Origin of the sequence: Streptomyces avidinii (assembly GCF_014650695.1) — a bacterium.
GTDB lineage: Bacteria > Actinomycetota > Actinomycetes > Streptomycetales > Streptomycetaceae > Streptomyces > Streptomyces avidinii.
This window is the reverse complement of sequence record NZ_BMVL01000016.1, coordinates 67303-89505: the sequence shown is the minus strand read 5'-3', so window position 1 is coordinate 89505 and position 22203 is coordinate 67303. Positions and strand designations below refer to the sequence as shown.

Sequence of the window (22203 nt, the reverse complement as noted above, 5' to 3'; positions counted from 1 at the left end):
CACGCGGCACCCGGAGGGCGCCTGCCGGAGCAGGAATCCGCAGGTCAGGGCGGATCGGTGGGGTTCGGGGCACCCGTTTTGGCGGTGCCCCGCCGGACGCGCAGGATGTACAGGCTGAGGACCAGCGCCCAGGCCGGGAACACCAGCTCGGCCCAGGGCACACCGGAGGCGACCACGAGCAGGACCAGACCGACGACGGTGCCCAGCATCGCCAGCGGCTTGGGGAAGACGCCGAGCATCCGCCCGATGGTCGAGGTCGCGAGCACGAAGACGGCCGCCATCCGCATGGCGTACGTCGCGAGCATTGTGTAGGCGTAGTGGCGGCCGAAGTCGGAGGGCGTGCCCTCGGAGAGCACCGTGCCCGCCGCCGCGGCGGAGCCGAACAGGGTGGCCACGAAGACGAATCCGCTGCCGAGGAACACGGTGGCGACGAACCGGTCCTCGGCCGCGCCCGTGTGCGCACGCAGGGCGCCCATGAACCAGAGGAAGAAGATGCCCGCGAAGGGCACGATCTCCAGCGCCACTTGGATCGCCCAGCGCTTGTCCGGGTCGATGGGCGCGTCGGCGACGTCGCCCGAAGGCACGGCGATCCGCATCAGGACGATGGCCGCCGCGAGCAGCAGGGCGAAGGCGATTCCCGCCATCCCGGCCGCGCGCGGCGTGTCGAGCCGATCGGTCGTGGCGTTCACGAGCCCTCACTCTCTCCCCCGCTCCAGCAAGCGGCAGCCACCGCTGCGCCACCACCGGGGGCGGCCGACCGGGTGAGGGGCCCGGTCGGCCGGGGGGTCAGCCGACCGGCTCCGGTACCGGCTCGGTGGCCGCTGCGTCGGCCCCCTCGTCGGAGCCCTCGTGCTTGCCGTACCAGGCGACCGCGACCGCGCCGGCGACGGCCATGACGAATCCGAGCACTGCCAGCCAGCCCAGACCCTGACGGGAGGCGTCGCCGAGCCACAGGACGCCGATCGCGCCAGGGAGGACCGTCTCGCCGACGACCAGGGCGGCCGTGGCGCCGTTGACCGAGCCGATCTGGAGGGCGACCGTGTGCAGGTACATGCCGCCGATGCCCGCCACCAGGATGGCGTAGAGGGCCGGGTCGGTGAGGAGGGCCGAGAGGTCGAACGGGTCGACACCGTTCAGGATCCGGACGCCGACGCCGAGCGCGCCGAAGCCCAGGCCCGACAGCAGGCCCGCCAGGATCGCTGCCCCGCCGCCGAGGAGGCGTACGGCCACCGTGCCGCCCACCATCAGCACCAGGGTGATCCCCAACAGCCACCAGTGCGTGGACATCGGCGCGTGGTGGCCGCCCTCATGGCCCGCGGCCGTCGCCAGCAGCACCAGCGCGGTGCAGACGACCCCGATCGAGGTCCACTCCTTCCGGCTCAGCCGGATGCCCAGCATCTTCACGCTCAGCACGGCCGTGATCACCAGGTTGGCGCTGATCACGGTCTGGGAGAGGAAGAGGGGAAGGAGGCGCGCTGCCAGTGCCCCGAGCCCGAAGCCCACGAAGTCGAGGATGGTGCCGACGATGAATTCCCAGGTCATCGCCGCTTTCGCGGTGGACGACAGGTTGGGGCCGCCGTGGGCGGTCGTCCCGGCGGCGGTCGGGGACATCCGTGCGGCGCGGCGCGAACCGACAGCTTGCAGCACGGATCCTGTGCCGTAGCAGATGGACGCCGCGATGGCGGTCAGCAGGCCTATGAGCACGAAGGGCTCCGTTCACGTCTGGCAGGGTTTGCGGTACCTCTCCTGAGACGTGAGAACCGACCGGTAAGTTGCTTCCGGAGGTCAGCTTATTGACGCGAGGACGTCCGGGACCTCGTCCACCGAGTCGACGAGCGCGATCCGGGACTCCATCGCACGGCCGCGGGCCAGCGCCCGGAGCAGGGGCCACGCCGGGAGGTGCTCGGTCCAGTGGGTGCGGCCGACCAGGACCATCGGCGCCGGTTCGCCCCGCGACCCGTAGTAGTTCGGTGTCGCGCTGTCGAATATCTCCTGGACCGTTCCCGCCGCGCCGGGCAGGAAGACCACGCCCGCGGTGGAACGGGCCAGCAGCCCGTCCTCACGGGTGGCGTTCGCGAAGTACTTCGCGATGTGTCCCGCGAAGGCGTTCGGCGGCTCGTGCCCGTAGAACCAGGTGGGGATGCCCACCGAGTCACCGCCGGCCGGGAAGCGCTCGCGTACGTCGAAGGCCGCGCGCGCCCAGTCGGAAACCGACGGAGTGAAGGAGGGGGCCTTGGCCAGCAGCTCCAGGGCCTCGGCGAGGGCCTCGTCCGGGGCCGGGGCCAGGTAGGCGCCCAGATTGGCGGCTTCCATCGCGCCCGGGCCGCCGCCGGTGGCGACCGTCAGCCCGGCCCGGGTCAGCGCCCGGCCCAGCTCCGCCGCACCGCGGTAGTCCGTACCGCCGCGCGCCATGGCGTGGCCGCCCATCACACCGACGACCCGGGCGCCGGCGAGGTGCTCGTCCAGGGCGTCGGAGATGGCGTCGTCGTGGACGGAGCGGAGCATCGAGGAGAAGACGTCGCCGTCGGCCTTCGTTTCCTGGAACCAGGCGTACGCCTCGGCGTCCGGGGTGGCCTCGTACCCGTCGGGCAGCCCGGTGAAGAGCTCCTCGGGCGTGTAGAGCAGGCCCCGGTACGGGTTGAACGGCAGGTCCGGCACGGGCGGGAAGACCAGCGCACCGTCGGCGCGGACCTTCACCGCCGCGTCGGGCTCCATCGGGCAGCCCAGGAACACCGCCGCCGAGGTGTCGGCCGAGAGCAGCGCGAAGGTCCGCTCCAGCAGGTTCACCGACTGGATCCGGTAGCCGCTGAGCGAGCCGCGTGCCACGACCTGGTCGAATTCGGCGAGCGTCTCGATCTCGATGTCTGGGGTGACCATTCGGCCCACCCTAAGGGCTGCTCGTCTCAGCGGGTCAATGCCAGCGACGTCAGTTGCGCCACACCCCAGCTGAGCGGTAGGCACACGGCCAGGAGTGCGGTGGCCCGCAGACTCGCGGCGCTGCGCAGGACGTTGGAGGGGGCGCCGAGGTCGAGCAGGGCGGTGCGTCCGGATTCCCGGCCCCGGCGGGCCTCCACCACCGAGGTGAGGAGGGTCGCGGCGGCGCACAGGGTCACCAGGAGAGCGGTCGGCCAGGTCAGCGGGCCCAGCGGCACGGGCAGTCCGCCCCGGTCGCGCAGGGCGAGGGCGGTCAGGGCGCCGGCGGCCACCGAGCACAGCACTCCCAGCGGCGGCCCGATGCGGGGGGCCTCCTGCTGGAGGACCCGGCCGGCCAGCAGCCGGAGCGCGCCCGGGCGTACGGCCTGCACCAGGCTGCCGCAGGCGTAGGCGAGACCCGGTCCGGCGAGGGCGAGCCCGACCGCGGTCAGCGACCAGCCGGCGAGTACCCCGCCGCCGGTCCGGCCCGCGTAGGCGAGGACGGCGAGCCCGCAGGCGGTCAGGGCGATGCCCCAGGGCAGTCCGGTCTGCGGGGCCAGCGGCGGGTGCGGGCGCAGCGCGAGGGCGGTGGCGGCCGAGGCGGTCACCGGGATCAGGCCCAGCAGGGTGAGGGCGCCCGCCACGGGCAGCGGCTGGTCGGCGTGGAGCAGCTCGGCCCCGGTCCCGTCGAAGGGCAGCCCGGCCACGTCCCCGCGTAGGTGGAGGAAGACGGCCAGGGCCAGGGCGGCGCCCAGGGCGCAGGCGACGGCGGTGGAGATCGCGGCGACCAGCGTGAGCCGGAGGGGGCCCAGTCCGGCGGCGTCCAGTCCCTCGCGGGGCTGGGTGGCGGGGTCGGCCCGGGCCACGACGATCGCGAGGTGGACGGTGACGGCCAGCGGGATCAGCGCCCACAGCAGGCGAGGGAACGATCCGGCGGGCTGGGCCACGGCCCCGGCGAGTACGTAGAGCAGCAGGAAGCCGGTCCCGGCCGAGGCGGCGGCGACGAGGAGCCGCCGCAGCTGGACGAGGGGCCGGGAACCGCGGGCTAGGCGGAGAGCGAGCACGCGGTCTGGTCCTCCGTGGTGTCGGCGACGGGGGAGGCGGCGATCGCGGCCCCCGCGAGGCGGCCGTCGAGCAGGTCGATCCGGCGGTCCGCGACGGCCGCGGTGGCCTCGTCGTGGGTGGCCAGCAGAACGGTGACGTCGTGGGAGCGGGCCGCGGTGGTCAGCGCGCGGAGCAGCAGGGCCCGCTCGGTGCGGTGCAGCGGGGCCGTGGGCTCGTCGGCGAAGATCACCGCGGGCTCGTTGACCAGGGCCCGGGCGAGGGCGACGCGCTGGCACTCGGCACGGCTCAGGGCGCCGGGGCGCTTGCGGGCGAAGCCGCCGATGTCGAGGCGGTCCAGCCATTCGCAGGCGGCGCTGCGGGCGCTGCGGTGGGAGGCGCCGGCGAGCAGCAGGGGCAGGGCCGCGTTCTCCCAGACCTTCAGCTCGGGCAACAGCTGGGGCTCGTGGCCGATCCAGCCGAACCGGTCGCGGCGCAGCCGTTCGCGGACGACCGCGCCCATGGTGTGCACGGGGACGCTGTTGAACCAGACCTCGCCCTGCTGGGGGCGCAGCTGTCCGGACAGACAGCGGAGCAGGGTGGTTTTTCCGCTGCCGCGGGGGCCGGTCAGGGCGAGGATCTCGCCCTGGCGGACTGCGACGGAGACCTCGACGAGGGCCGGGGAACCGTCGTGGGAGTAGTGAAGGGACCGAGCCCACAGGACGTCATTGTCAGGCGGGGCATTGTCCGGTGGAGCCACCATGGCGTACACCTCCGTTCGGGGGAACGAAGCGGAACCGGCTGAAGTCACTGGCGCCGCACTGAGATGTAAAGAGATGAACGTCTTGGATGGTGACAGCACACGGCCCGGACCCCCGCGTTCTCACTCGAACGGAGGATCCGGGCCGTGTGGTTGGGCTACTGCGGCTCGGACGGGCGGTGGCCCGGGGCTACAGCTTGGTCCACGCCTCGGTGAGCACGGAGCGCAGGATGGCCTCGATCTCGTCGAAGGTGCCCTGGTCCGCGATCAGCGGCGGCGCGAGCTGGATGACCGGGTCACCGCGGTCGTCGGCCCGGCAGTACAGGCCGTTCTCGAAGAGGGCCTTGGAGAGGAAGCCGTAGAGCACGCGCTCCGTCTCCTCGTCCGTGAAGGACTCCTTGGTGACCTTGTCCTTGACGAGCTCGATGCCGTAGAAGTAGCCGTTGCCGCGGACGTCGCCGACGATCGGCAGGTCGTGCAGCTTCTCCAGCGTGGCGCGGAAGGCGTCCTCGTGCTTCAGCACGTGCTGATTGAGGCCTTCCTTGTCGAAGATGTCGAGGTTGGCGATGGCAACCGCCGAGGACACGGGGTGTCCGCCGAAGGTGTAGCCGTGCAGGAAGGTGTTCTCGCCCTTGTAGAACGGCTCCGCGAGGCGGTCCGAGATGATGCAGGCACCGATCGGGGAGTAGCCCGAGGTCATGCCCTTGGCGCAGGTGATCATGTCCGGCACGTAGTCGAACTTGTCGCAGGCGAACATCGTGCCGAGGCGGCCGAACGCACAGATCGTCTCGTCGGAGACGAGCAGTACGTCGTACTCGTCGCAGATCTCGCGGACCCGCTGGAAGTATCCGGGCGGCGGCGGGAAGCAGCCGCCGGCGTTCTGCACCGGCTCCAGGAAGACGGCGGCGACCGTGTCGGCGCCCTCGAACAGGATCTCCTGCTCGATCTGGTCGGCGCACCAGCGGCCGAAGGCCTCCGGGTCGTCTCCGTAGATCGGGGCGCGGTAGATGTTGGTGTTCGGCACCTTGTGCGCGCCGGGGACCAGCGGCTCGAAGGGGGCCTTCAGGGCCGGCAGACCCGTGATGGACAGGGCGCCCTGCGGGGTGCCGTGGTAGGCGACCGCACGCGAGATGACCTTGTACTTCGTGTGCTTGCCCTGAAGCTTGAAGTACTGCTTGGCGAGCTTCCAGGCGGTCTCGACGGCCTCGCCGCCACCGGTGGTGAAGAAGACCTTGTTCAGGTCGCCGGGGGCGTAGTGGGCGAGGCGCTCGGCGAGCTCCACGGCCTTGGGGTGCGCGTACGACCAGATGGGGAAGAACGCGAGTTCCTGGGCCTGCTTGTAGGCGACCTCGGCCAGTTCCTTGCGGCCGTGACCGGCGTTGACCACGAACAGGCCGGCGAGGCCGTCCAGGTAGCGCTTGCCCTTGTCGTCCCAGATGTAGGTGCCCTCGCCCCGGACGATGGTGGGGACGGGGGAGTTCTCGTAGGACGACATGCGGGTGAAGTGCATCCACAGGTGGTCGTACGCGGTCTTGGAGAGGTCCTGGCTCACGGTTATCGGGTTCCCCACATGTAGGTCTGCTTCTTCAGCTTCAGGTAAACGAAGCTTTCGGTTGATCGCACGCCGGGGAGCGTGCGGATCTTCTTGTTGATCGTTTCGAGCAGGTGGTCGTCGTCCTCGCAGACGATTTCCACCATCAGGTCGAAGGACCCTGCGGTCATGACCACGTACTCGCACTCGGCCATGGCGGTCAGCGCATCGGCCACCGGGTCGAGGTCTCCCTCGACGTTGATGCCGACCATGGCCTGGCGTCGCAGGCCCACGGTGAGCGGGTCGGTGACGGCGACGATCTGCATGACGCCCTGGTCGAGCAGCTTCTGCACCCGCTGGCGCACCGCGGCTTCGGAAAGGCCCACGGCCTTGCCGATCGATGCATAGGGACGGCGACCGTCCTCCTGCAGTTGCTCGATGATCGCCAGGGACACAGCATCGACCGAAGGGGACGGTTGTCTGTTCCTGGAATCTGCGCTTCGACTGACCACGACCTCACTGTGCACGAGGGTCGTCTGTTCCGCAAGACGGAATCGATGAAATCCGTTGTTTGAAGACTTAGATCTCACTGATTTCGTAGTTGGTGGCCTCTGGGTCTGTCGAAAGCCTCCGCCGAGAGGCTAGGCTTGGCTTTTGTCTCAATCGTTGGACATGTGATCAGGAGTGTGGCTGTAGTGACCACCGAACTGCGTCGTCTGCGCAACTACATCGGCGGGGAGTTCAAGGACGCCGCCGACGGGCGGACCACCGAGGTGGTCAACCCGGCCACCGGCGAGGTGTACGCCACCGCCCCCCTCTCGGGCCAGGCCGATGTCGACGCCGCCATGGCCGCCGCCGCGGCGGCCTTCCCGGGCTGGCGCGACACCACGCCGGCGGAGCGCCAGAAGGCGCTGCTGAAGATCGCGGACGCCTTCGAGGCGCGCGCGGACGAGCTCGTCGCCGCCGAGTCGGAGAACACCGGCAAGCCGCTGGCCCTGACGGCCAGCGAGGAGCTGCCGCCGATGGTGGACCAGATCCGCTTCTTCGCCGGTGCCGCACGCCTGCTGGAGGGCCGCTCGGCCGGCGAGTACATGGAGGGGATGACCTCGATCATCCGCCGTGAGCCGGTCGGTGTCTGCGCCCAGGTCGCGCCGTGGAACTACCCGATGATGATGGCCGTGTGGAAGTTCGCCCCGGCCATCGCCGCGGGCAACACCGTGGTGCTCAAGCCCTCGGACACCACCCCGGCCTCCACCGTGCTGATGGCGGAGATCATCGACTCGGTGCTGCCCAAGGGCGTCTTCAACGTCATCTGCGGTGACCGTGAGACCGGCAAGGCCATGGTCGAGCACTCCACCCCGGCGATGGCCTCCATCACCGGCTCGGTGCGTGCGGGCATGCAGGTGGCCGAGAGTGCCTCCAAGGACGTCAAGCGCGTCCACCTGGAGCTCGGCGGCAAGGCCCCGGTCGTGGTCTTCGAGGACGCCGACATCCCCAAGGCCGTCGAGGACATCGCGGTCGCCGGTTACTTCAACGCCGGCCAGGACTGCACCGCCGCCACTCGCGTGCTCGTGCACGAGTCGATCCACGACGAGTTCGTGGCCGCGCTCGCCAAGGCCGCCGCCGACACCAAGACCGGCCAGCCGGACGACGAGGACGTGCTGTACGGCCCGCTGAACAACCCGAACCAGCTCAAGCAGGTCGCGGGCTTCATCGAGCGCCTCCCCGCCCACGCCAAGGTCGAGGCGGGCGGCCACCAGGTCGGCGAGAAGGGCTACTTCTACGCCCCGACCGTGGTCTCCGGCCTCAAGCAGGACGACGAGATCATCCAGAACGAGGTCTTCGGCCCCGTCATCACCGTCCAGTCCTTCACCGACGAGGGCCAGGCCCTGGAGTACGCGAACGGCGTCGAGTTCGCCCTCGCCTCCTCCGTGTGGACCAAGGACCACGGCCGCGCGATGCGGATGTCCAAGAACCTCGACTTCGGCTGCGTGTGGATCAACACCCACATCCCGCTCGTCGCCGAGATGCCGCACGGCGGCTTCAAGAAGTCCGGCTACGGCAAGGACCTCTCCGCCTACGGCTTCGAGGACTACACCCGCATCAAGCACGTGATGACCTCGCTCGACGGCTGATCGGCCGCATCGATCACAGCACAGCGTTGACGGGGCGGGCAGTAGACAACATGTCTATTGCCCGCCCTTCCGCGTTCCCCGAGGCTGTGCCCATGCCTGAACTCGCCTTCTCCCGCCGTTCTGCGCTGTACGGCCTCGGTGCCGCGGGCCTCGCCGCCGCCCTCGCCGGCTGCGGCGTGCCCGCCGCCTACGTTCCCGAGGAGGGGCGCGAGGGCCCGGACCGCTCGGAGCGGGACCGCAGTGTCGCCTTCTCCAACTGGCCCCTCTACATCGACACCGATGAGGAGGACGAGGAGCGCCGTCCCACCCTGGAGGCGTTCTCGGAGCAGACGGGCATCGAGGTCCGGTACGCCGAGGAGATCAACGACAACGACGAGTTCTTCGGCAAGGTCAGCCCGGCCCTGATGAACCGCCAGGAGACCGGTCACGACCTGATCGTGGTCAGCGACTGGATGGCCGCCCGCTTCGTCCACCTGGGCTGGGCCCAGAAGCTGGACCGGTCGGCCCAGCCCAACGTCGCCCGGCACCTCGACCCGCAGCTGCGGTCCCCCGCCTTCGACGACGGCAGGCTGCACACCGTCCCCTGGCAGTCCGGGATCACCGGCATCGCCTACAACCGCAAGGCCCTGGGCCGGGAGATCAAGTCGGTCAAGGACCTGTGGCAGCCGGACCTGGCGGGCAAGGTGACCCTCTTCTCCGGCCTCGACGAGTCCTTCGCCCTGCTGATGCAGGGCAACGGCGTGGACGTCACGCGCTGGACCGAGTCCGACTTCCACCGGATGTGCGACCAGGTCGAGAGCATGGTGAGGAAGAAGCACATCCGCCGCTTCACCGGCAACGACTACACCTCCGACCTGAGCAAGGGCGATGTCCTCGCCTGCCAGGCCTACTCCGGTGATGCCATCCAGCTCCAGGCCGACAACCCGGACATCGAGTTCGTCGTCCCCGAGGAGGGGGCCGAGCTCTGGGCGGAGAGCCTGCTCGTCCCCAACCTGGCCCGGCACAAGGCCAATGCCGAAGCCCTCATGGACTACTACTACTCCCCGGAGGTGGCCGCCGAGCTCGCCGCCTCCGTCAACTACGTCTGTCCCGTCCCGGCCGCCCGGGAGGTCCTGGCCGCCTCCGACGACAAGGAGATCGCCGAACTGGCCGAGAACCCACTGATCTTCCCGGACGAGGACATGCGCGAGAGGTTGGTCGTGGCGCGGGACATCTCCTCGGCCGAGCGCCGTTCCCTCGCCAGGCGCTGGAACGCGATCGTCGGCCTCTGACCGGCGGCGATCGGCTCCGAGTCGCTATTTCTGAACATGTTCATCATATTGGCTGAACGTGTTCAGAAATGGGCGTACGCTTCCTTCCATGAGCGAGAGAAGCGCCCTTCAGCGGCGGATCCGTGTCTGGTTGGCCCTGTTCGTCGTCTGCCTGGTGCTCAGTGGCCTCACGGCCTTCCCCCTGGTCAGTGAGCTCCGCTGGGCCAACGCCCTGATCGCCAACGAGTGGCTGCGACATGTGGGCGACGGCCTGGACCAGGCCGATGCCGACCACCCCTTCCTCCTCTACGGGACCGACTGGCTCGCCTTCGCCCACCTCGTCATCGCCGTCTTCTTCTACGGCGTGTACCGCGACCCCGTCCGCAACATCTGGATCGTCGAAGCCGGCGTGATCGCCTGCGCCGGAGTGATCCCCCTGGCCCTGATCTGCGGCCCGATCCGCGGCATCCCCTTCTGGTGGAGCGTCATCGACATGTCGTTCGGCGTCTTCGGGGTGATCCCCCTCCTGATCCTGCGCCGCATGATCAAACGCCTGGAGGCCGCGGCTACTTCGTGAAGGCCGCCATGATGACGCCGAGGGCCACCGGGTTCATGTCCTGGCCCTTGGCGTCCGTGGCGTTCACCGAGTAGACCAGCGTGCGGGAGAGGTCCCTGGTCGCGCCGATCGCGGTGTTGTAGCCGTGCCGCCCGCCCGACTTGCCCCAGGCCACGGTGCCGTCCGGCAGGACGATCCTGGACAGGCCGGCCGTCATGACCGCCGGCTTGCCGCTCGCGAAGTCCTTCACGTCCGGCACCGTGAACATCTCCTCCAGCCGGTTCTTCGGTACCACTCGCCCGCTGAACAGCGCCACGGTGAACCGCTCCAGGTCCGCCGTCGTCGAGATGATGTCGCCCGCCGCCCACCGGTCCGAGGAGTTCCACTCGGTCACGTCGCGCAGCTCGCGCGAGCCGTCCGCCTTCGGTATCGCCTGGTACCCCCGGTTGTGCGGGCCTTGGATCCTCGTCTCGGTCCGCCCCGGGAACGATGTCCGGTGCAGACCCAGCGGCTTCAGGATCCGGGCGCCGACGGCGTCCTCGTACCGCATGCCCGTCACCTTCTCGATCAGCACACCGAGCACCGTGTAGTTGATGTTCAGGTAGTGCTGTGCCGTGCCGGGCGCGAACTCCCGGTCCTTGGCCACCGCGTTGGCCACCTGCGTCCGCGGATCGGTCACGTCGAACCGGTGCTCCCACTGCGCCTCGAAGGAGTCGCCCGGCCCGTCGGCCGCCGGAATGCCGCTCGTGTGGTTGAGCAACTGCCTTACCGTGACGGCCCCGTAGCGGTCGGGGACGGTCCCGGGCAGGTGGTGCCGTACCGGCCCGTCGAGGTCCACCCGGCCCTCCGCCGCCAGCTGGAGGACGACCGCCGCCGTGAACGCCTTGGTCACCGACCCGGCCCGGAACCGGCCCTGCTCGACGGCATCGCGCCCCGTACGGATGTCCGCCACGCCCGAACTGCCCTGCCAGCGGCCGGCCGTGCCGCCCACCCGGACCAGTGCGGCCGTCGCGTCCTCGTGCTGCGGACCGAGCCCGGCGATCGCCGCCTCCAGCGCGGCCGCGTTCGGCGGTGCCGAAACCAGCGGCGCGATCCGCTCCGAGGGGGCCGACGCCGGCGCCGGAGCGGCGTGTGCGACGGCCGGACCGGACGCGATCCCCAGGACCAGAGCGGCAGCGATCAGCGTGCGCGTACGTGCGTTCATGGTGGTGTGCTCCCCCTGTGAGGTCATCGGGGCCGTCCGCCCCGATGACCTCAATGCTCCAGGCCACAGGGGTAAGTGCGGATCACCGACGAGAGGGATCTTCCCCGGTACGACAACTCACCGGCGCGGGGGAGGCGACACGCCGTCCCCTCACTCCCCGGAGGGAGTACCCGCCGCGATCAGGCCCGTCTCGTACGCGCAGATCACCGCCTGGATCCGGTCCCGCAGCCCCAGCTTCGCCAGCACGTTCCCCACATGCGACTTCACCGTGTGCTCGCTCACCACCAGGGACGCCGCGATCTCCGCATTGGACAGGCCCCGCCCCAGGTGCAGCAGCGTCTCCCGTTCCCGCGCCGTCAGCACCTCCAGCCGGTCCGCCGGAAGAGAAGGCCGCACTGTCGCCGTCGTGTACTCCTCGATCAGCCGCCGCGCCACCGACGGCGCCAGCAGTGACTCGCCCGCCGCCACCACCCGTACGGCGTGCACCAGGTCGTCCCGCCGCACGTCCTTCAGCAGGAACCCGCTCGCCCCCGCGTGCAGCGCCTCGTACACGTACTCGTCCGAGTCGAAGGTCGTGAGCATCACCGTGCGGCACGCGCTCCCGGCCGAAATCGTCCGGCACGCCTCTATCCCGTCCAGCACCGGCATTCGGATGTCCAGCAGCGCCACGTCCGGCGCGAGCCGGGCCACCGCCTCCACCGCCGCCGCGCCGTCCCCCACCTCCGCCACGACCTCGATGTCCTGCTGAACGTCCAGGATCATCGTGAAGCCGCTGCGCACCAGCTCCTGGTCGTCGGCCACCACCACACGGATCGTCAATTCCCCACCTCCAGCGGCGAGGTTACAAGCTCGACCCGCAGCGAAAACCCCTGCCCGCCCGGCCCCGGACCGGTCCACGCCGTGCCACCGTGCGCCGCCGCCCGCTCATGGACGCCGATCAGCCCGTGCCCGCCCGAGGCGTCCCCGGGTCCGCGGCCGTCGTCCGTGACCGTCACCGTGAGCGTCCCGGGTCCGTACGCGAGGGTCACGTCCGCCGCCGCAGCCCCGGCATGCTTGACCACGTTGGTCAGGGCTTCCTGCACCACCCGGTGCACGGTCGCCTCCAGCGCGGCCGGCAGCTCGCGCACCACGCCGGTCCGTTCGTACGTCACCCGCAGCCCGCTGGCCCGTACCCGGTCCACCAGCTCCGTCAACCCGGCGATCCCCGGTTGCGGGCTCCGGGGCGCGGCTTCGTCGGTGCGCAGCACGCCCAGCATCACGCGCAGCTGCGCCATCGCGTCCCGCCCCGTCTCCGCGATCGCCTCGAAGGCCGCCTCGGCCCGCTCCGGGGCCCTGCGAACGGCCACCGGTCCGGCCTCCGCCTGCACGATCATGATGCTGACGGCGTGCGAGAGGATGTCGTGCATCTCCCGGGCGATCCTGGCCCGTTCGCGTGCGGCAGCCTGCTCCGCCTCGATCCGGTTGGCGCGCTCCAGCTCGGCGGCGCGGGCCAGGGCGGCCTCGGTGTAGGCCTGCCGCGTGTGCTGGAGCCGTCCCAGCGCGTAGGCCGCCGCCGAGACGAAGAGCGTGAACAGCAGCTCCCGCGCCGTTCCCGTCTCCCAGCCCACCGACAGGGACACCAGCACCACGGTGGCCAGTCCCACGGCCGCGCGGACCCGCAGGGCGCACTGCAGGGCGACCGTGTAGAAGGCGATGAGGCCCGCGTACGGCAGTGGCTGGCCCGGCCCGTCGACCGCGACCTTGTAGATCCCCCCGAGAACCAGAACCGCCGTCAGTACGCCCACCGGTGCCCTGCGCCGCCAGATCAGGGGCAACACGGCGGCCGTGGTCATCGCGTACGAGGTCCAGGTCGTGGGCGGGAGCTCGGGCGATCGGGGCACGACGAACGGCATCGTGACGGCCACCTGCACCAGCAGGGTCAGGCCCAGGTCCTGCCACCGCGGATCGGCGCCGCGGACGGCCTCCGGGAAGGCCCGTATCACCGCCCGAGCCCGGCCCGTACGGACGCCAGCGCGTCCAGCCGGTTCGTGGTGATCGAGTCGACCCCTGCCGCGACGAGGGCCTTCATCGTCCGCTTGGTGTCCGCGGTCCAGGCCGACACCAGCAGGCCGTCCCCGTGGAGCGCGTCGACCAGCTCCCGGCTCACCAGCCCGAAACGGTAGTTGAGCCAGCGCGGCGCCACGGCGTCGACCAGGCTCCGCCGCGGCGGCGACAGCGAGGTCCAGGTCAGCGAGATCTCCGCGCCCGGATCCGCGGCGCGGACCGCCAGCATGGTGTTCGGGCCCGCGCAGTAGTACGTGCGCTCGCGCGCCCCGCACTCGCGGACCTCGCCCACGACGATCCGTACCGCTTCGGGAGTGGCGCCCGGGAGGTCGAGCATCAGCCGGCCCGGACCGGCGGCCAGCAGGGCATCGCGCAGTGTGGGTACGCCGCCCAGCGTCAGCTCCTTCAGCTGCGGGGCCGTGACGTCGTCGAGGCGTACGTCGTGGCCCCACAGCCGCTGGAGCGTCTCATCATGGAGCAGGACCGGCACTCCGTCCCGGGTCAGCCGTACGTCGATCTCGACGTCGTCCGCCCCGCGCGCGAAGGCGGAGCGGATCGAGGCCAGGGTGTTCTCACGGACACGGTAGGGATCGCCGCGGTGGCCGACGGCAGTCAGAGTGCTCATGTCCCCATTCTCGGGGGCGCGGTTGCCGGAAGGGCGTCAGCGCGCGAGCCATTGCGAGGTGTACGTGTCGATCTCCGCGTTGAGCTTCGCCTTGCCGGCCGGGTCCAGGAAGGAGGCCTCCACGGCGTTCTTCGCGAGCTGCGCGAGCCCGCGCTCGTCGAGTTCGAGGAGGCGCGCGGCCACCGCGTACTCGTTGTTGAGGTCGGAGCCGAACATCGGCGGGTCGTCGCTGTTGATGGTGACGAGCACGCCCGCTGCCACCATCTCCTTGACGGGGTGCAGGTCGAGGTCGGTCACCGCGCGCGTGGCGATGTTGGAGGTCGGGCAGACCTCCAGGGCGATCCGGTGCTCCGCGAGGTACGCGAGCAGCTCGGGGTCCTGGGTGGCGCTGGTGCCGTGCCCGATGCGCTCGGCGCCGAGCTCGCGGATGGCGTCCCAGATCGTCTCCGGGCCGGTGGTCTCACCGGCGTGCGGGACGCTGCGCAGGCCGACGGCGCGGGCCTGGTCGAAGTACGGCTTGAACTGCGGCCGCGGGACGCCGATCTCGGGGCCGCCGAGGCCGAACGAGACCAGGCCCTCGGGGCGGTGCTCGACGGCGAGCCGCGCGGTCTCGGCGGCGGCCTCCAGGCCGGCCTCGCCCGGAATGTCGAAGCACCAGCGCAGGATGACGCCGAGTTCGGTCTCGGCGGCCTTGCGGGCGTCCTCGATGGCCTCCATGAAGGCCTTCTCGTCGATGCCGCGGCGGGTGGAGGAGTACGGGGTGATGGTCAGCTCGGCGTAGCGGATGTTCTGCCGGGCCATGTCGCGGGCGACCTCGAAGGTGAGGGTCCGCACGTCGTCCGGGGTGCGGACCAGGTCGACCACCGACAGGTAGACCTCGATGAAGTGGGCGAAGTCGGTGAAGGTGAAGTAGTCGGCGAGGGCCTCGGGATCGGTGGGGACCTTCGAGTCGGGGTGCCGGGAGGCGAGCTCGGCCACGATGCGCGGGGATGCCGAGCCGACGTGGTGGACGTGGAGTTCGGCCTTGGGCAGCCCCGCGATGAAGGGGTGCAGGTCGGTCATGGGGTTGCCTCCGGGAGGACGCGGGTGCGGTCGGGTCGGGATTCATCGTAGGCACGCCGGTGACTGTCGGTGGCAGCGCTTAGCATGGCTGTACGAGAGGGGGGCGCCGTATGACCGACAGCAGTCCCGAGCCGCGAGACCCGTGGGCGCCGCCGGAGCGGCCGGCGGTCGAGCTGGGCAAGACGCAGGCCGCCCGGGCCGCGCAGGGTGAACCGGGCGTGTCGGGCCCGCCGTCCGTGCACGACCGGCCGACGCTCGCCGGGATGCCGGGCGACACCTTCCCCCCGTCCGGGCCGACCCAGCCCTATCCGGCGACACCGACACCGACACCGACACCGACACCGACTCCGGCCCCGATGCCGATGACCGGGCCGCCCGCGTCCGCGGCGTACGGGTACCCGGCCCAGCCCGGTTACGGGTTCCCCGGCGACGCCGGATACCCGGGGTCCGCCGGCTACCCGGGCTATCCGGGGTACCAGGGATACCCGGGCCAGGGTGCCTACCCGCCCTACGGGGCCCCGCGCAGCAATGGCTTCGGCATCGCCGGGCTCGTCCTCGGGATCCTCTCGGTCGTCGGCTGCATCACCAGCTTCTTCGCGATAGCCCTCGGCATAGCCGCAGTCGTCTTCGGCACCCTGGGCCGCGGCAAGGCGAGCCGCGGCGAGGCCGACAACGGCGGGATGGCACTCGCCGGCATCATCCTCGGCGCGATCGGCATCGTGCTCGGCGCCCTGATGATCGCGGTCATATTCGCCGGTTTCATGGACCGGGGGCCGGTCGACGACTCGCCCTACGACAGCCCGTACGACAACTCCCAGCTGCGCGAGAAGGTCTGACCGGAGGCCTCAGGAGGCCCACGGCCAGTCGGCGTCGCGGCCGGCCTCGATCAGGGACACCATCCGGAAGGCCCCGTCGGTGAGCCCGCCGAAGGCGTGCCGGTTCGCGGCGCCGGAGGGCGCGTGCCCGGCGCGGTAGCCGGCCAGGTTCCAGGTGTAGACGGGAACCGCGGACGGTACCTCGGCCGTCGGATCGCCCCCGTGCCCGTATACGGCGGCCTGCTCGTCGGTGACGATCAACACCCGGTCGTGGTCCCGGTAGTGCTGCTTCACCGCCTCGGCCGTGTAGGTCCCGCCGAGGTCCCCGAACCGCTCCAGCACCTTCAGTACGGACTCGCCCCGGCGGCAGGGAACCACCTGGCTGGTCGTGCCGAACTGCACCAGGTCGGCCTGCTCCGCCCGCAGCGCCAGCGCCGCACCGAACACGGCGGCGGCGTCCGCCCGGTTGAGCCGGGACCGGTCCGAGAGCGGGGACCACATCGACCCCGAGCGGTCGACGAGGACCAGCGTCCGCCCGGGCAGCGCCGGTACGTTGGCCAGCGAGTGACCGAGCGCCTGCTCCAGCGGGTACGCCCAGCGCAGCGAGGGCGCGTGCTGATGAGCGGCCAGGTAGCGGAAGGGGAACTGCCGGGACCGGGCGACGACCTCGGGGTCGGAGATCCTCGCCGCGACCTGCGCGGCCACCGCGTCCGAGACCCCGGCCTGGTCGAAGTTGCGCAGGTTGCGCAGCAGCGCCATCGGGCCCATCGACGGGATGACCGCCTCCCAGGCGGCCGCGTCCATCGGCCCCTGGAGCCAGCCGGCCAGCGCCTCCCAGGTCATGCCCGCCTCCGCGAGCCGCTCGGCGGCATCCGGGGCGGTGACCCGGGCCCGACGCTCCTCCACCGGAAGGTCCATCAGCGCCCGGTGGGCGGCGAGGGTGCGGTTGCCGGCCGGGACCTCCGCGCTCTCCGGGTGGTGCCTGCGGTCGAGGGCGTGCCGGAACAGCTCGCCCTGCCACGGCTTGGCCGGGTCGGGGGAGGCGTGCACCAGGTTGAGGACGTCACCGAAGCGGTAGGCCCTGGAGTCGGTGTCGTACTTCAGCAGCGAGTTGCCGGAGTAGAGCCGGCGGACGGCGTCGGCGATGCCGCGCTTGACCGGCTTGGGCACGCTCCGCCCGTACGTCGCCGTCCAGTAGGCCAGCAGCTCACCGGGCTCGTCCGCGCGCTGGAGTACGCGGTCCACGACCTGACGGTTCGAGGGCCCGTCGGTGGCGCCCGCGTCGAGCCGTGCCTTCACGTACTCGGCGGCGCCGACGAGGGAGGCGGTCCGCATGTTCGCGTCGCCCCGGAGCCAGCCCAGCAGGCCGGCGGTCCAGGCGGGGTCCTCGACGGCGAGGGTGCGCACGAGCGCCGCGAAGCGGTCGTCGCGCGCCTCGCCGCTCTCGTAGGCGGTCCGCTGCGTCACGAAGTTGGCGACGGCGAGCAGGAACAGCTCCGAGCGCGGGTCGCGCAGGTGGCCCGGGCCGCCCTGGTGGGTGCGGGCGGGTCCGGCGGAGCGGACGGGCGAGGTGGGCGGGGTGGGCGAGGTGGGCGAGGCGGGCGCAGACGTGCGCGCCCGCAGGTTGAAGCGGGCCATGTGAATTCCCCCGAATCCAGTGAGACATGGGGGAGGCGGGTCGTGCGGGATGCCCGAGATCAGAGGTCGGCGACGGACTGCGTCAGGTGCTCGATCCAGCTGAGCTACCGGCCCGGGGCCGGGCGGGATTCGAACCCGCCTCCTCCTGATCCCTGGAAGTAACCGTCGCCTGCGCACCGGGCATCCCGCACGCGTGCCTCCCGAGATCGAGGTGGCGGCGGCCTGATTCTCTGCAAGGAAGGAGCCGCAGCCCGCGCACCGGGAGATGCGTGACGTGAGTGAGGTGTCCAGAGAACAACAACGTCGGCGAAACCACACGGTGCTCTACCCGCTGAGCTACACCGGCCGGAGCCGATGACGGGATTCGAACCCGCGACACTCGAAGCAGGTCTCACCTGCGCACCTGGACGAGCACCACGTTAGGGCACCGCCCGCGCCGCCCGCCACGCAATAGTTACCGGTCGGAGCGGCGCCGGGGAGTCCCGTCGCGGATCGCCGCGCCTCGGATCTCCGCCCAGGATCTCCGCCCAGGATCTCCGCCTCAGACCTCGGCCGTGGACAGCAGGGTCGCCACCATGACCTCGCCCTCGGCGGCGCCCCGCGACAGCGGGACCCAGATGAGCCCGACCATCCGCGGGCAGTCGCACGTGAGGTCCGCGTCGACGCCGAGGACCGGCTCGCCGGGCTGGACCTCCACCCGGAAGCAGGAGGTCCAGCCCGAGGGGTAGGGCGCGTCATACGCGAACCGCACGTCCAGCGCGCGCAGGCCGACCTCCTCCGCCACCTCCCGCCGGACCGCGTCCTCGGGCTCCTCGCCCGCCTCCAGACCGCCGCCCGGCAGCGTCCAGTACTCCGGCCCGTCATGCCGCCCCGTCGGCCCCAGGCCCCGCTCGCGCACCATCAGTACGCAGCCGTCCCGGATGATCACGGCGGCGACGCGGCGCCGTTCCGTCACGCGTCGCCCTCGCGCAGCCGCTTCCGGGCCTCCATGAGGGCGAAGCCCAGCAGGTTCAGCCCGCGCCAGCGTGCCGGGTCCAGGGCGCGCTCGTCGTCCGCCGCGAGCCCGATGCCCCAGATCCGGTCCATCGGGCTCGCCTCCACCAGCACCCGGTCACCGGTGTTCAGCAGGTACCCGCGCAGCGCAGGGTCGGAGCCGAACTTGTGCACGCTGCCCTCCACCACCAGGGCGAAGCGCTCCCGCTCCCATATCGCGTTGTCGAAGCCGCGCACGAGCCGACCGACCTTCTTCGCCGCCGCCGGGCTCTTCGCCTCCAGCGCGGCACGCTCCGCCTCGGCGTCACCGAACAGCCGGGCCTTGCCGGCCATCATCCAGTGCTCCGCGGTCGCATAACGGACGTCACCGACAGTGAAGGCAGAGGGCCACCACTGGCTCATACAGCTCGGTCCGAGCCGGCCGTCCGGCTGTGGCCGGTGCCCCCAGAACGGCAGGTACTTCACCCGCTCACCACGGCTGACCTGCTTGATCAGTTCATCGATCATCTCCATGCACGCGAGTCTGGCAGTCGCCACTGACACTTCGTACGGGATTTTCGGTGTGCCTCGACACATGGTCGACTGATTCCGTCGCGTAATCAAAAGGCAACAACGGAATCACTTGGCCGAGGGCGTCACCTCTGCCAGGATCGGCACTCAATTCGAGCTGTAGCTCGAACTGTAGCTACGGAGAGCGTGAGAGCGTTATGGGCAACCGCTTCCAGGTCAAAGACCGCTTCGCAGACGGCGCGCAGTACATCGACGGGCAGCTGAGGTCCGGCACGTCCGGACAGTCACACACCGTGGTCGATCCTGCGACCGGCGACGAGGTCCTCACCTACGAGCTCGCGAGCACCACGGACGTCGACGAGGCCGTCGCCGCCGCCAAGAGGGCCTTCCCGGGCTGGTCCGGCGCGACCCCGGGCGAGCGGTCGGACGCCCTGCACCGGCTGGCCGCCGTACTGGCGGAGCAGGCCGAGGACTTCGCGTACGCCGAGTCCCTCCAGTGCGGCAAGCCGATCAAGCTGTCCACGGAGTTCGACGTACCGGGGACCATCGACAACACCGCCTTCTTCGCGGGCGCTGCCCGGCACCTCCAGGGACAGGCGGCCGCCGAGTACTCCGGAGACCACACCTCCTACGTACGCCGTGAGGCCATCGGGGTCGTCGGCTCGATCGCGCCCTGGAACTACCCGCTCCAGATGGCCGCCTGGAAGATCCTTCCGGCGATCGCCGCGGGCAACACCGTCGTCCTCAAGCCCGCCGAGCTCACCCCGCTGACCTCCCTGATGTTGGCGCAGGCGGCCAAGGACGCGGGCCTGCCCGACGGCGTGATCAACATCGTCACCGGCGCCGGCCGCGAAGCCGGAGAACACCTGGTGGGCCACCCCGACGTGGTCATGACCTCCTTCACCGGCTCCACCGCCGTCGGCAAGCGGGTCGCCGAGATCGCGACCGCCACCGTCAAGCGGCTCCACCTGGAGCTCGGCGGCAAGGCCCCCTTCCTCGTCTTCGACGACGCGGACCTGGAGGCCGCCGCGCACGGTGCCGTCGCCGCCTCCCTGATCAACACGGGCCAGGACTGCACGGCCGCCACCCGTGCCTACGTCCAGCGCCCCCTGCACGACGCCTTCGTCGCCCGGGTGGCCGAGCTGATGGAGGGCGTCCGCCTCGGCGACCCCTTCGCGCCCACCACCGACCTGGGCCCGCTGGTCTCGCACGCCCAGCGCGACCGGGTCGCGGGATTCGTCGATCGGGCCCGCGCCTACGCCACCGTCGTCACCGGCGGTGAGATCCCGGCGGGGGACCTGGCCGAGGGCGCGTACTACCGTCCCACCCTCATCGCCGGCGCCGCCCAGGACAGCGAGGTGGTCCAGTCCGAGATCTTCGGTCCCGTCCTGGTCGTCCTGCCCTTCGACAGCGACGACGAGGGCATCGCGCTGGCCAACGACACCCCGTACGGACTCGCGGCCTCCGCCTGGAGCCGCGACCTCTACCGGGCGAACCGGGCCACCCGCGAGATCAAGGCGGGCTGCGTCTGGGTCAACGACCACATTCCGATCATCAGCGAGATGCCCCACGGGGGCTACAAGGCCAGCGGCTTCGGAAAGGACATGTCGACCTACTCCTTCGAGGAGTACACGCAGGTCAAGCACGTGATGTACGACAACACCGCGGTGGCCGAGAAGGACTGGCACCGCACGATCTTCGGGGACCGTCCGTAACCATCTGCGGCTCATCGCCGCGTGGGCCCACCGCCTGACCAGCGGTACACCTCCCGAAAGGGCACAGCGCATGGAGCAGTTCGAGCCCGACCGCCTCTCGGCGGCGCAACTCGCCGCGATGCGGCGCAGCCTCACCAGCGGGCGCGGCGCCCTCACCCGCCGCTCGCTGCTGCGCGCCTCCGGAGTCGGAGCGCTCACCCTCGGCGGGCTGTCCACCCTCGCCGGGTGCGGGATCCCGCCCGCCAAACGCGAGGGCGACGCGGCCGTGGCCTCCGACGACCACTCGGCCGGGGAGAAGGAGATCAACTTCTCCAACTGGACCGAGTACATGGACACCAGCGAGGACGAGAAGTCCCGTCCCACGCTGGAGGAATTCACCAAGCGGACCGGGATCAAGGTCAAGTACACGGAGGACATCAACGACAACGTCGAGTTCTTCGGCAAGGTCCGCCCCCAGCTCGCGGCCGGCCAGGACACCGGCCGCGACCTGATCGTGGTGACCGACTGGCTGGCCGCCCGCATCATCCGCCTCGGCTGGGCGCAGAAGCTGGACCCCGCGCACCTCCCGCACGCGTACGCCAACCTGATCCCGCAGTTCCGCACCCCCGACTGGGACCCGGGGCGCTCGTACAGCTACCCCTGGACCGGCATCGACACGGTCATCGCCTACAACGAGAAGGCGACCGGCGGCAAGAAGGTCGACTCCGTCACCCAGATGCTCGACGACCCCTCCCTCAAGGGCCGCGTCGGTTTCCTCACCGAGATGCGCGACTCCGTCGGCATGACCCTGCTCGACCAGGGCAAGGACCCGGCGACCTTCACCACCGCCGACTTCGACGAGGCCGTCGGGCGGCTCCAGAAGGGCGTGGACAAGAACCAGATCCGCCGCTTCACCGGCAACGACTACACCTCCGATCTCGACAAGGGCGACCTCGCCGCCTGCCTCGCCTGGGCCGGCGACATCATCCAGCTCCAGGCCGGCAACCCGGACATCAAGTACGCCATCCCCGCCCCCGGATACATCACCTCCAGCGACAACCTCCTGGTTCCCGCCAAGGCCCGGCACAAGGCCAACGCGGAGAAGCTCATCGACTTCTACTACGAGCCTCAGATCGCCGCCCAGCTGGCCGCGTACATCAGCTACGTCTGCCCGGTCGAGGGAGTCAAGGACGAGCTGGCCAAGATCGATCCCGCGCTCGCGGACAACCCCCTGATCGTCCCGGACAAGGCGATGGCCGCCAAGGCCCACGCCTTCCGCTCCCTCACCAGCGAGGAAGAGACGGCGTACGAGGAGAAGTTCGCCAAGCTCATCGGCGCCTGACGCACGCCTTGCGGCGAGCCCCGCCGGGCGCGGCGCCGACCGCCGGAGGACTCCGGCGCCGGCGCGGCCCGGACGGCCCCGCCGAGCCTTC

The 22203-nt window shown here is 70.8% G+C and carries 21 protein-coding genes; 6 read left to right on the top strand and 15 right to left on the bottom strand.

Going from position 1 to position 22203, the window contains the following annotated elements:
- Positions 1 to 44 precede the first annotated feature (44 nt).
- From IE257_RS31535 to IE257_RS31505, 7 genes are all read right to left on the bottom strand, one after another.
- Positions 45 to 689 carry a hypothetical protein gene (locus IE257_RS31535; RefSeq protein WP_229920768.1) on the bottom strand — a complete coding sequence of 215 codons (645 nt, stop codon included), beginning with the start codon at positions 687 to 689 and terminating at the stop codon, positions 45 to 47.
- 97 nt (positions 690 to 786) lie between these two features.
- Complete coding sequence (locus tag IE257_RS31530) at positions 787 to 1704, bottom strand: DMT family protein (protein ID WP_189973273.1); 918 nt, start codon at positions 1702 to 1704, stop codon at positions 787 to 789.
- 81 nt (positions 1705 to 1785) lie between these two features.
- Positions 1786 to 2877: an LOG family protein gene (locus tag IE257_RS31525; protein WP_189973272.1), complete on the bottom strand. Its 1092-nt coding sequence runs from the start codon at positions 2875 to 2877 to the stop codon at positions 1786 to 1788.
- A 26-nt stretch (positions 2878 to 2903) separates the two neighbouring features.
- Positions 2904 to 3977 carry a hypothetical protein gene (locus IE257_RS31520; RefSeq protein ID WP_189973271.1) on the bottom strand — a complete coding sequence of 358 codons (1074 nt, stop codon included), beginning with the start codon at positions 3975 to 3977 and terminating at the stop codon, positions 2904 to 2906.
- Complete coding sequence (locus IE257_RS31515; RefSeq protein ID WP_189973270.1) at positions 3959 to 4717, bottom strand: ABC transporter ATP-binding protein; 759 nt, start codon at positions 4715 to 4717, stop codon at positions 3959 to 3961. The genes IE257_RS31520 and IE257_RS31515 overlap by 19 nt, the downstream gene beginning before the upstream one ends.
- A 187-nt stretch (positions 4718 to 4904) precedes the next feature.
- Positions 4905 to 6284, bottom strand: a complete 1380-nt coding sequence (locus IE257_RS31510; protein WP_189973269.1) for an aspartate aminotransferase family protein — start codon at positions 6282 to 6284, stop codon at positions 4905 to 4907.
- Positions 6269 to 6772: an Lrp/AsnC family transcriptional regulator gene (locus IE257_RS31505; protein ID WP_007266859.1), complete on the bottom strand. Its 504-nt coding sequence runs from the start codon at positions 6770 to 6772 to the stop codon at positions 6269 to 6271. Before IE257_RS31505 ends, IE257_RS31510 begins: the two co-directional genes overlap by 16 nt.
- A 168-nt stretch (positions 6773 to 6940) precedes the next feature.
- On the opposite strand from IE257_RS31505, the gene IE257_RS31500 reads away from it, so the two are divergent.
- The 3 genes from IE257_RS31500 to IE257_RS31490 all read left to right on the top strand — a co-directional run bounded on the left by IE257_RS31500 (position 6941) and on the right by IE257_RS31490 (position 10207).
- Positions 6941 to 8380: a gamma-aminobutyraldehyde dehydrogenase gene (locus tag IE257_RS31500; protein WP_189973268.1), complete on the top strand. Its 1440-nt coding sequence runs from the start codon at positions 6941 to 6943 to the stop codon at positions 8378 to 8380.
- Positions 8381 to 8472: 92 nt separating this feature from the next.
- Positions 8473 to 9651 (top strand): polyamine ABC transporter substrate-binding protein, encoded by a 1179-nt coding sequence (locus tag IE257_RS31495; protein WP_189973267.1) that lies wholly within the window; start codon positions 8473 to 8475, stop codon positions 9649 to 9651.
- Between the two features lie 88 nt (positions 9652 to 9739).
- Complete coding sequence (locus tag IE257_RS31490; protein ID WP_189973266.1) at positions 9740 to 10207, top strand: hypothetical protein; 468 nt, start codon at positions 9740 to 9742, stop codon at positions 10205 to 10207.
- Here IE257_RS31490 and IE257_RS31485 read toward each other — a convergent pair.
- The 5 genes from IE257_RS31485 to IE257_RS31465 form a co-directional block, all read right to left on the bottom strand.
- A complete protein-coding gene (locus IE257_RS31485; RefSeq protein WP_189973265.1) occupies positions 10197 to 11390 on the bottom strand; it encodes a serine hydrolase domain-containing protein in 1194 nt (397 codons plus the stop codon). The two genes, IE257_RS31490 and IE257_RS31485, sit on opposite strands and share 11 nt — an antisense overlap.
- A 150-nt stretch (positions 11391 to 11540) precedes the next feature.
- Positions 11541 to 12209 (bottom strand): response regulator, encoded by a 669-nt coding sequence (locus IE257_RS31480; RefSeq protein ID WP_189973264.1) that lies wholly within the window; start codon positions 12207 to 12209, stop codon positions 11541 to 11543.
- Positions 12206 to 13372: a sensor histidine kinase gene (locus IE257_RS31475; protein ID WP_443728824.1), complete on the bottom strand. Its 1167-nt coding sequence runs from the start codon at positions 13370 to 13372 to the stop codon at positions 12206 to 12208. The genes IE257_RS31480 and IE257_RS31475 overlap by 4 nt, the downstream gene beginning before the upstream one ends.
- A complete protein-coding gene (locus IE257_RS31470) occupies positions 13369 to 14058 on the bottom strand; it encodes a glycerophosphodiester phosphodiesterase (RefSeq protein WP_189973263.1) in 690 nt (229 codons plus the stop codon). Before IE257_RS31470 ends, IE257_RS31475 begins: the two co-directional genes overlap by 4 nt.
- Positions 14059 to 14094: 36 nt before the next feature.
- A complete protein-coding gene (locus IE257_RS31465; protein ID WP_189973262.1) occupies positions 14095 to 15120 on the bottom strand; it encodes an adenosine deaminase in 1026 nt (341 codons plus the stop codon).
- Positions 15121 to 15230: 110 nt separating this feature from the next.
- Between IE257_RS31465 and IE257_RS31460 the strand changes: the two genes are divergently transcribed.
- A complete protein-coding gene (locus tag IE257_RS31460) occupies positions 15231 to 15956 on the top strand; it encodes a DUF4190 domain-containing protein (protein ID WP_189973261.1) in 726 nt (241 codons plus the stop codon).
- Between the two features lie 9 nt (positions 15957 to 15965).
- On the opposite strand, the gene IE257_RS31455 is transcribed toward IE257_RS31460, so the two are convergent.
- The 3 genes from IE257_RS31455 to ybiA form a co-directional block, all read right to left on the bottom strand.
- On the bottom strand, positions 15966 to 17573 hold the full coding sequence (locus IE257_RS31455) for a TROVE domain-containing protein (protein WP_189973260.1): 1608 nt from the start codon (positions 17571 to 17573) through the stop codon (positions 15966 to 15968).
- Between the two features lie 541 nt (positions 17574 to 18114).
- Positions 18115 to 18528 carry an NUDIX hydrolase gene (locus IE257_RS31450; RefSeq protein ID WP_189973259.1) on the bottom strand — a complete coding sequence of 138 codons (414 nt, stop codon included), beginning with the start codon at positions 18526 to 18528 and terminating at the stop codon, positions 18115 to 18117.
- Positions 18525 to 19079, bottom strand: a complete 555-nt coding sequence (gene ybiA / locus IE257_RS31445; protein ID WP_189973258.1) for a riboflavin biosynthesis intermediates N-glycosidase — start codon at positions 19077 to 19079, stop codon at positions 18525 to 18527. Before ybiA ends, IE257_RS31450 begins: the two co-directional genes overlap by 4 nt.
- A gap of 194 nt (positions 19080 to 19273) precedes the next feature.
- Here ybiA and IE257_RS31440 point away from each other — a divergent pair, with 194 nt between their 5' ends.
- Positions 19274 to 20791 carry a gamma-aminobutyraldehyde dehydrogenase gene (locus tag IE257_RS31440; RefSeq protein WP_189973257.1) on the top strand — a complete coding sequence of 506 codons (1518 nt, stop codon included), beginning with the start codon at positions 19274 to 19276 and terminating at the stop codon, positions 20789 to 20791.
- Between the two features lie 70 nt (positions 20792 to 20861).
- Entirely contained in the window at positions 20862 to 22112 is a 1251-nt protein-coding gene (locus tag IE257_RS31435) for a polyamine ABC transporter substrate-binding protein (RefSeq protein WP_189973256.1), read from the top strand.
- The last annotated feature ends 91 nt before the right edge of the window (positions 22113 to 22203 follow it).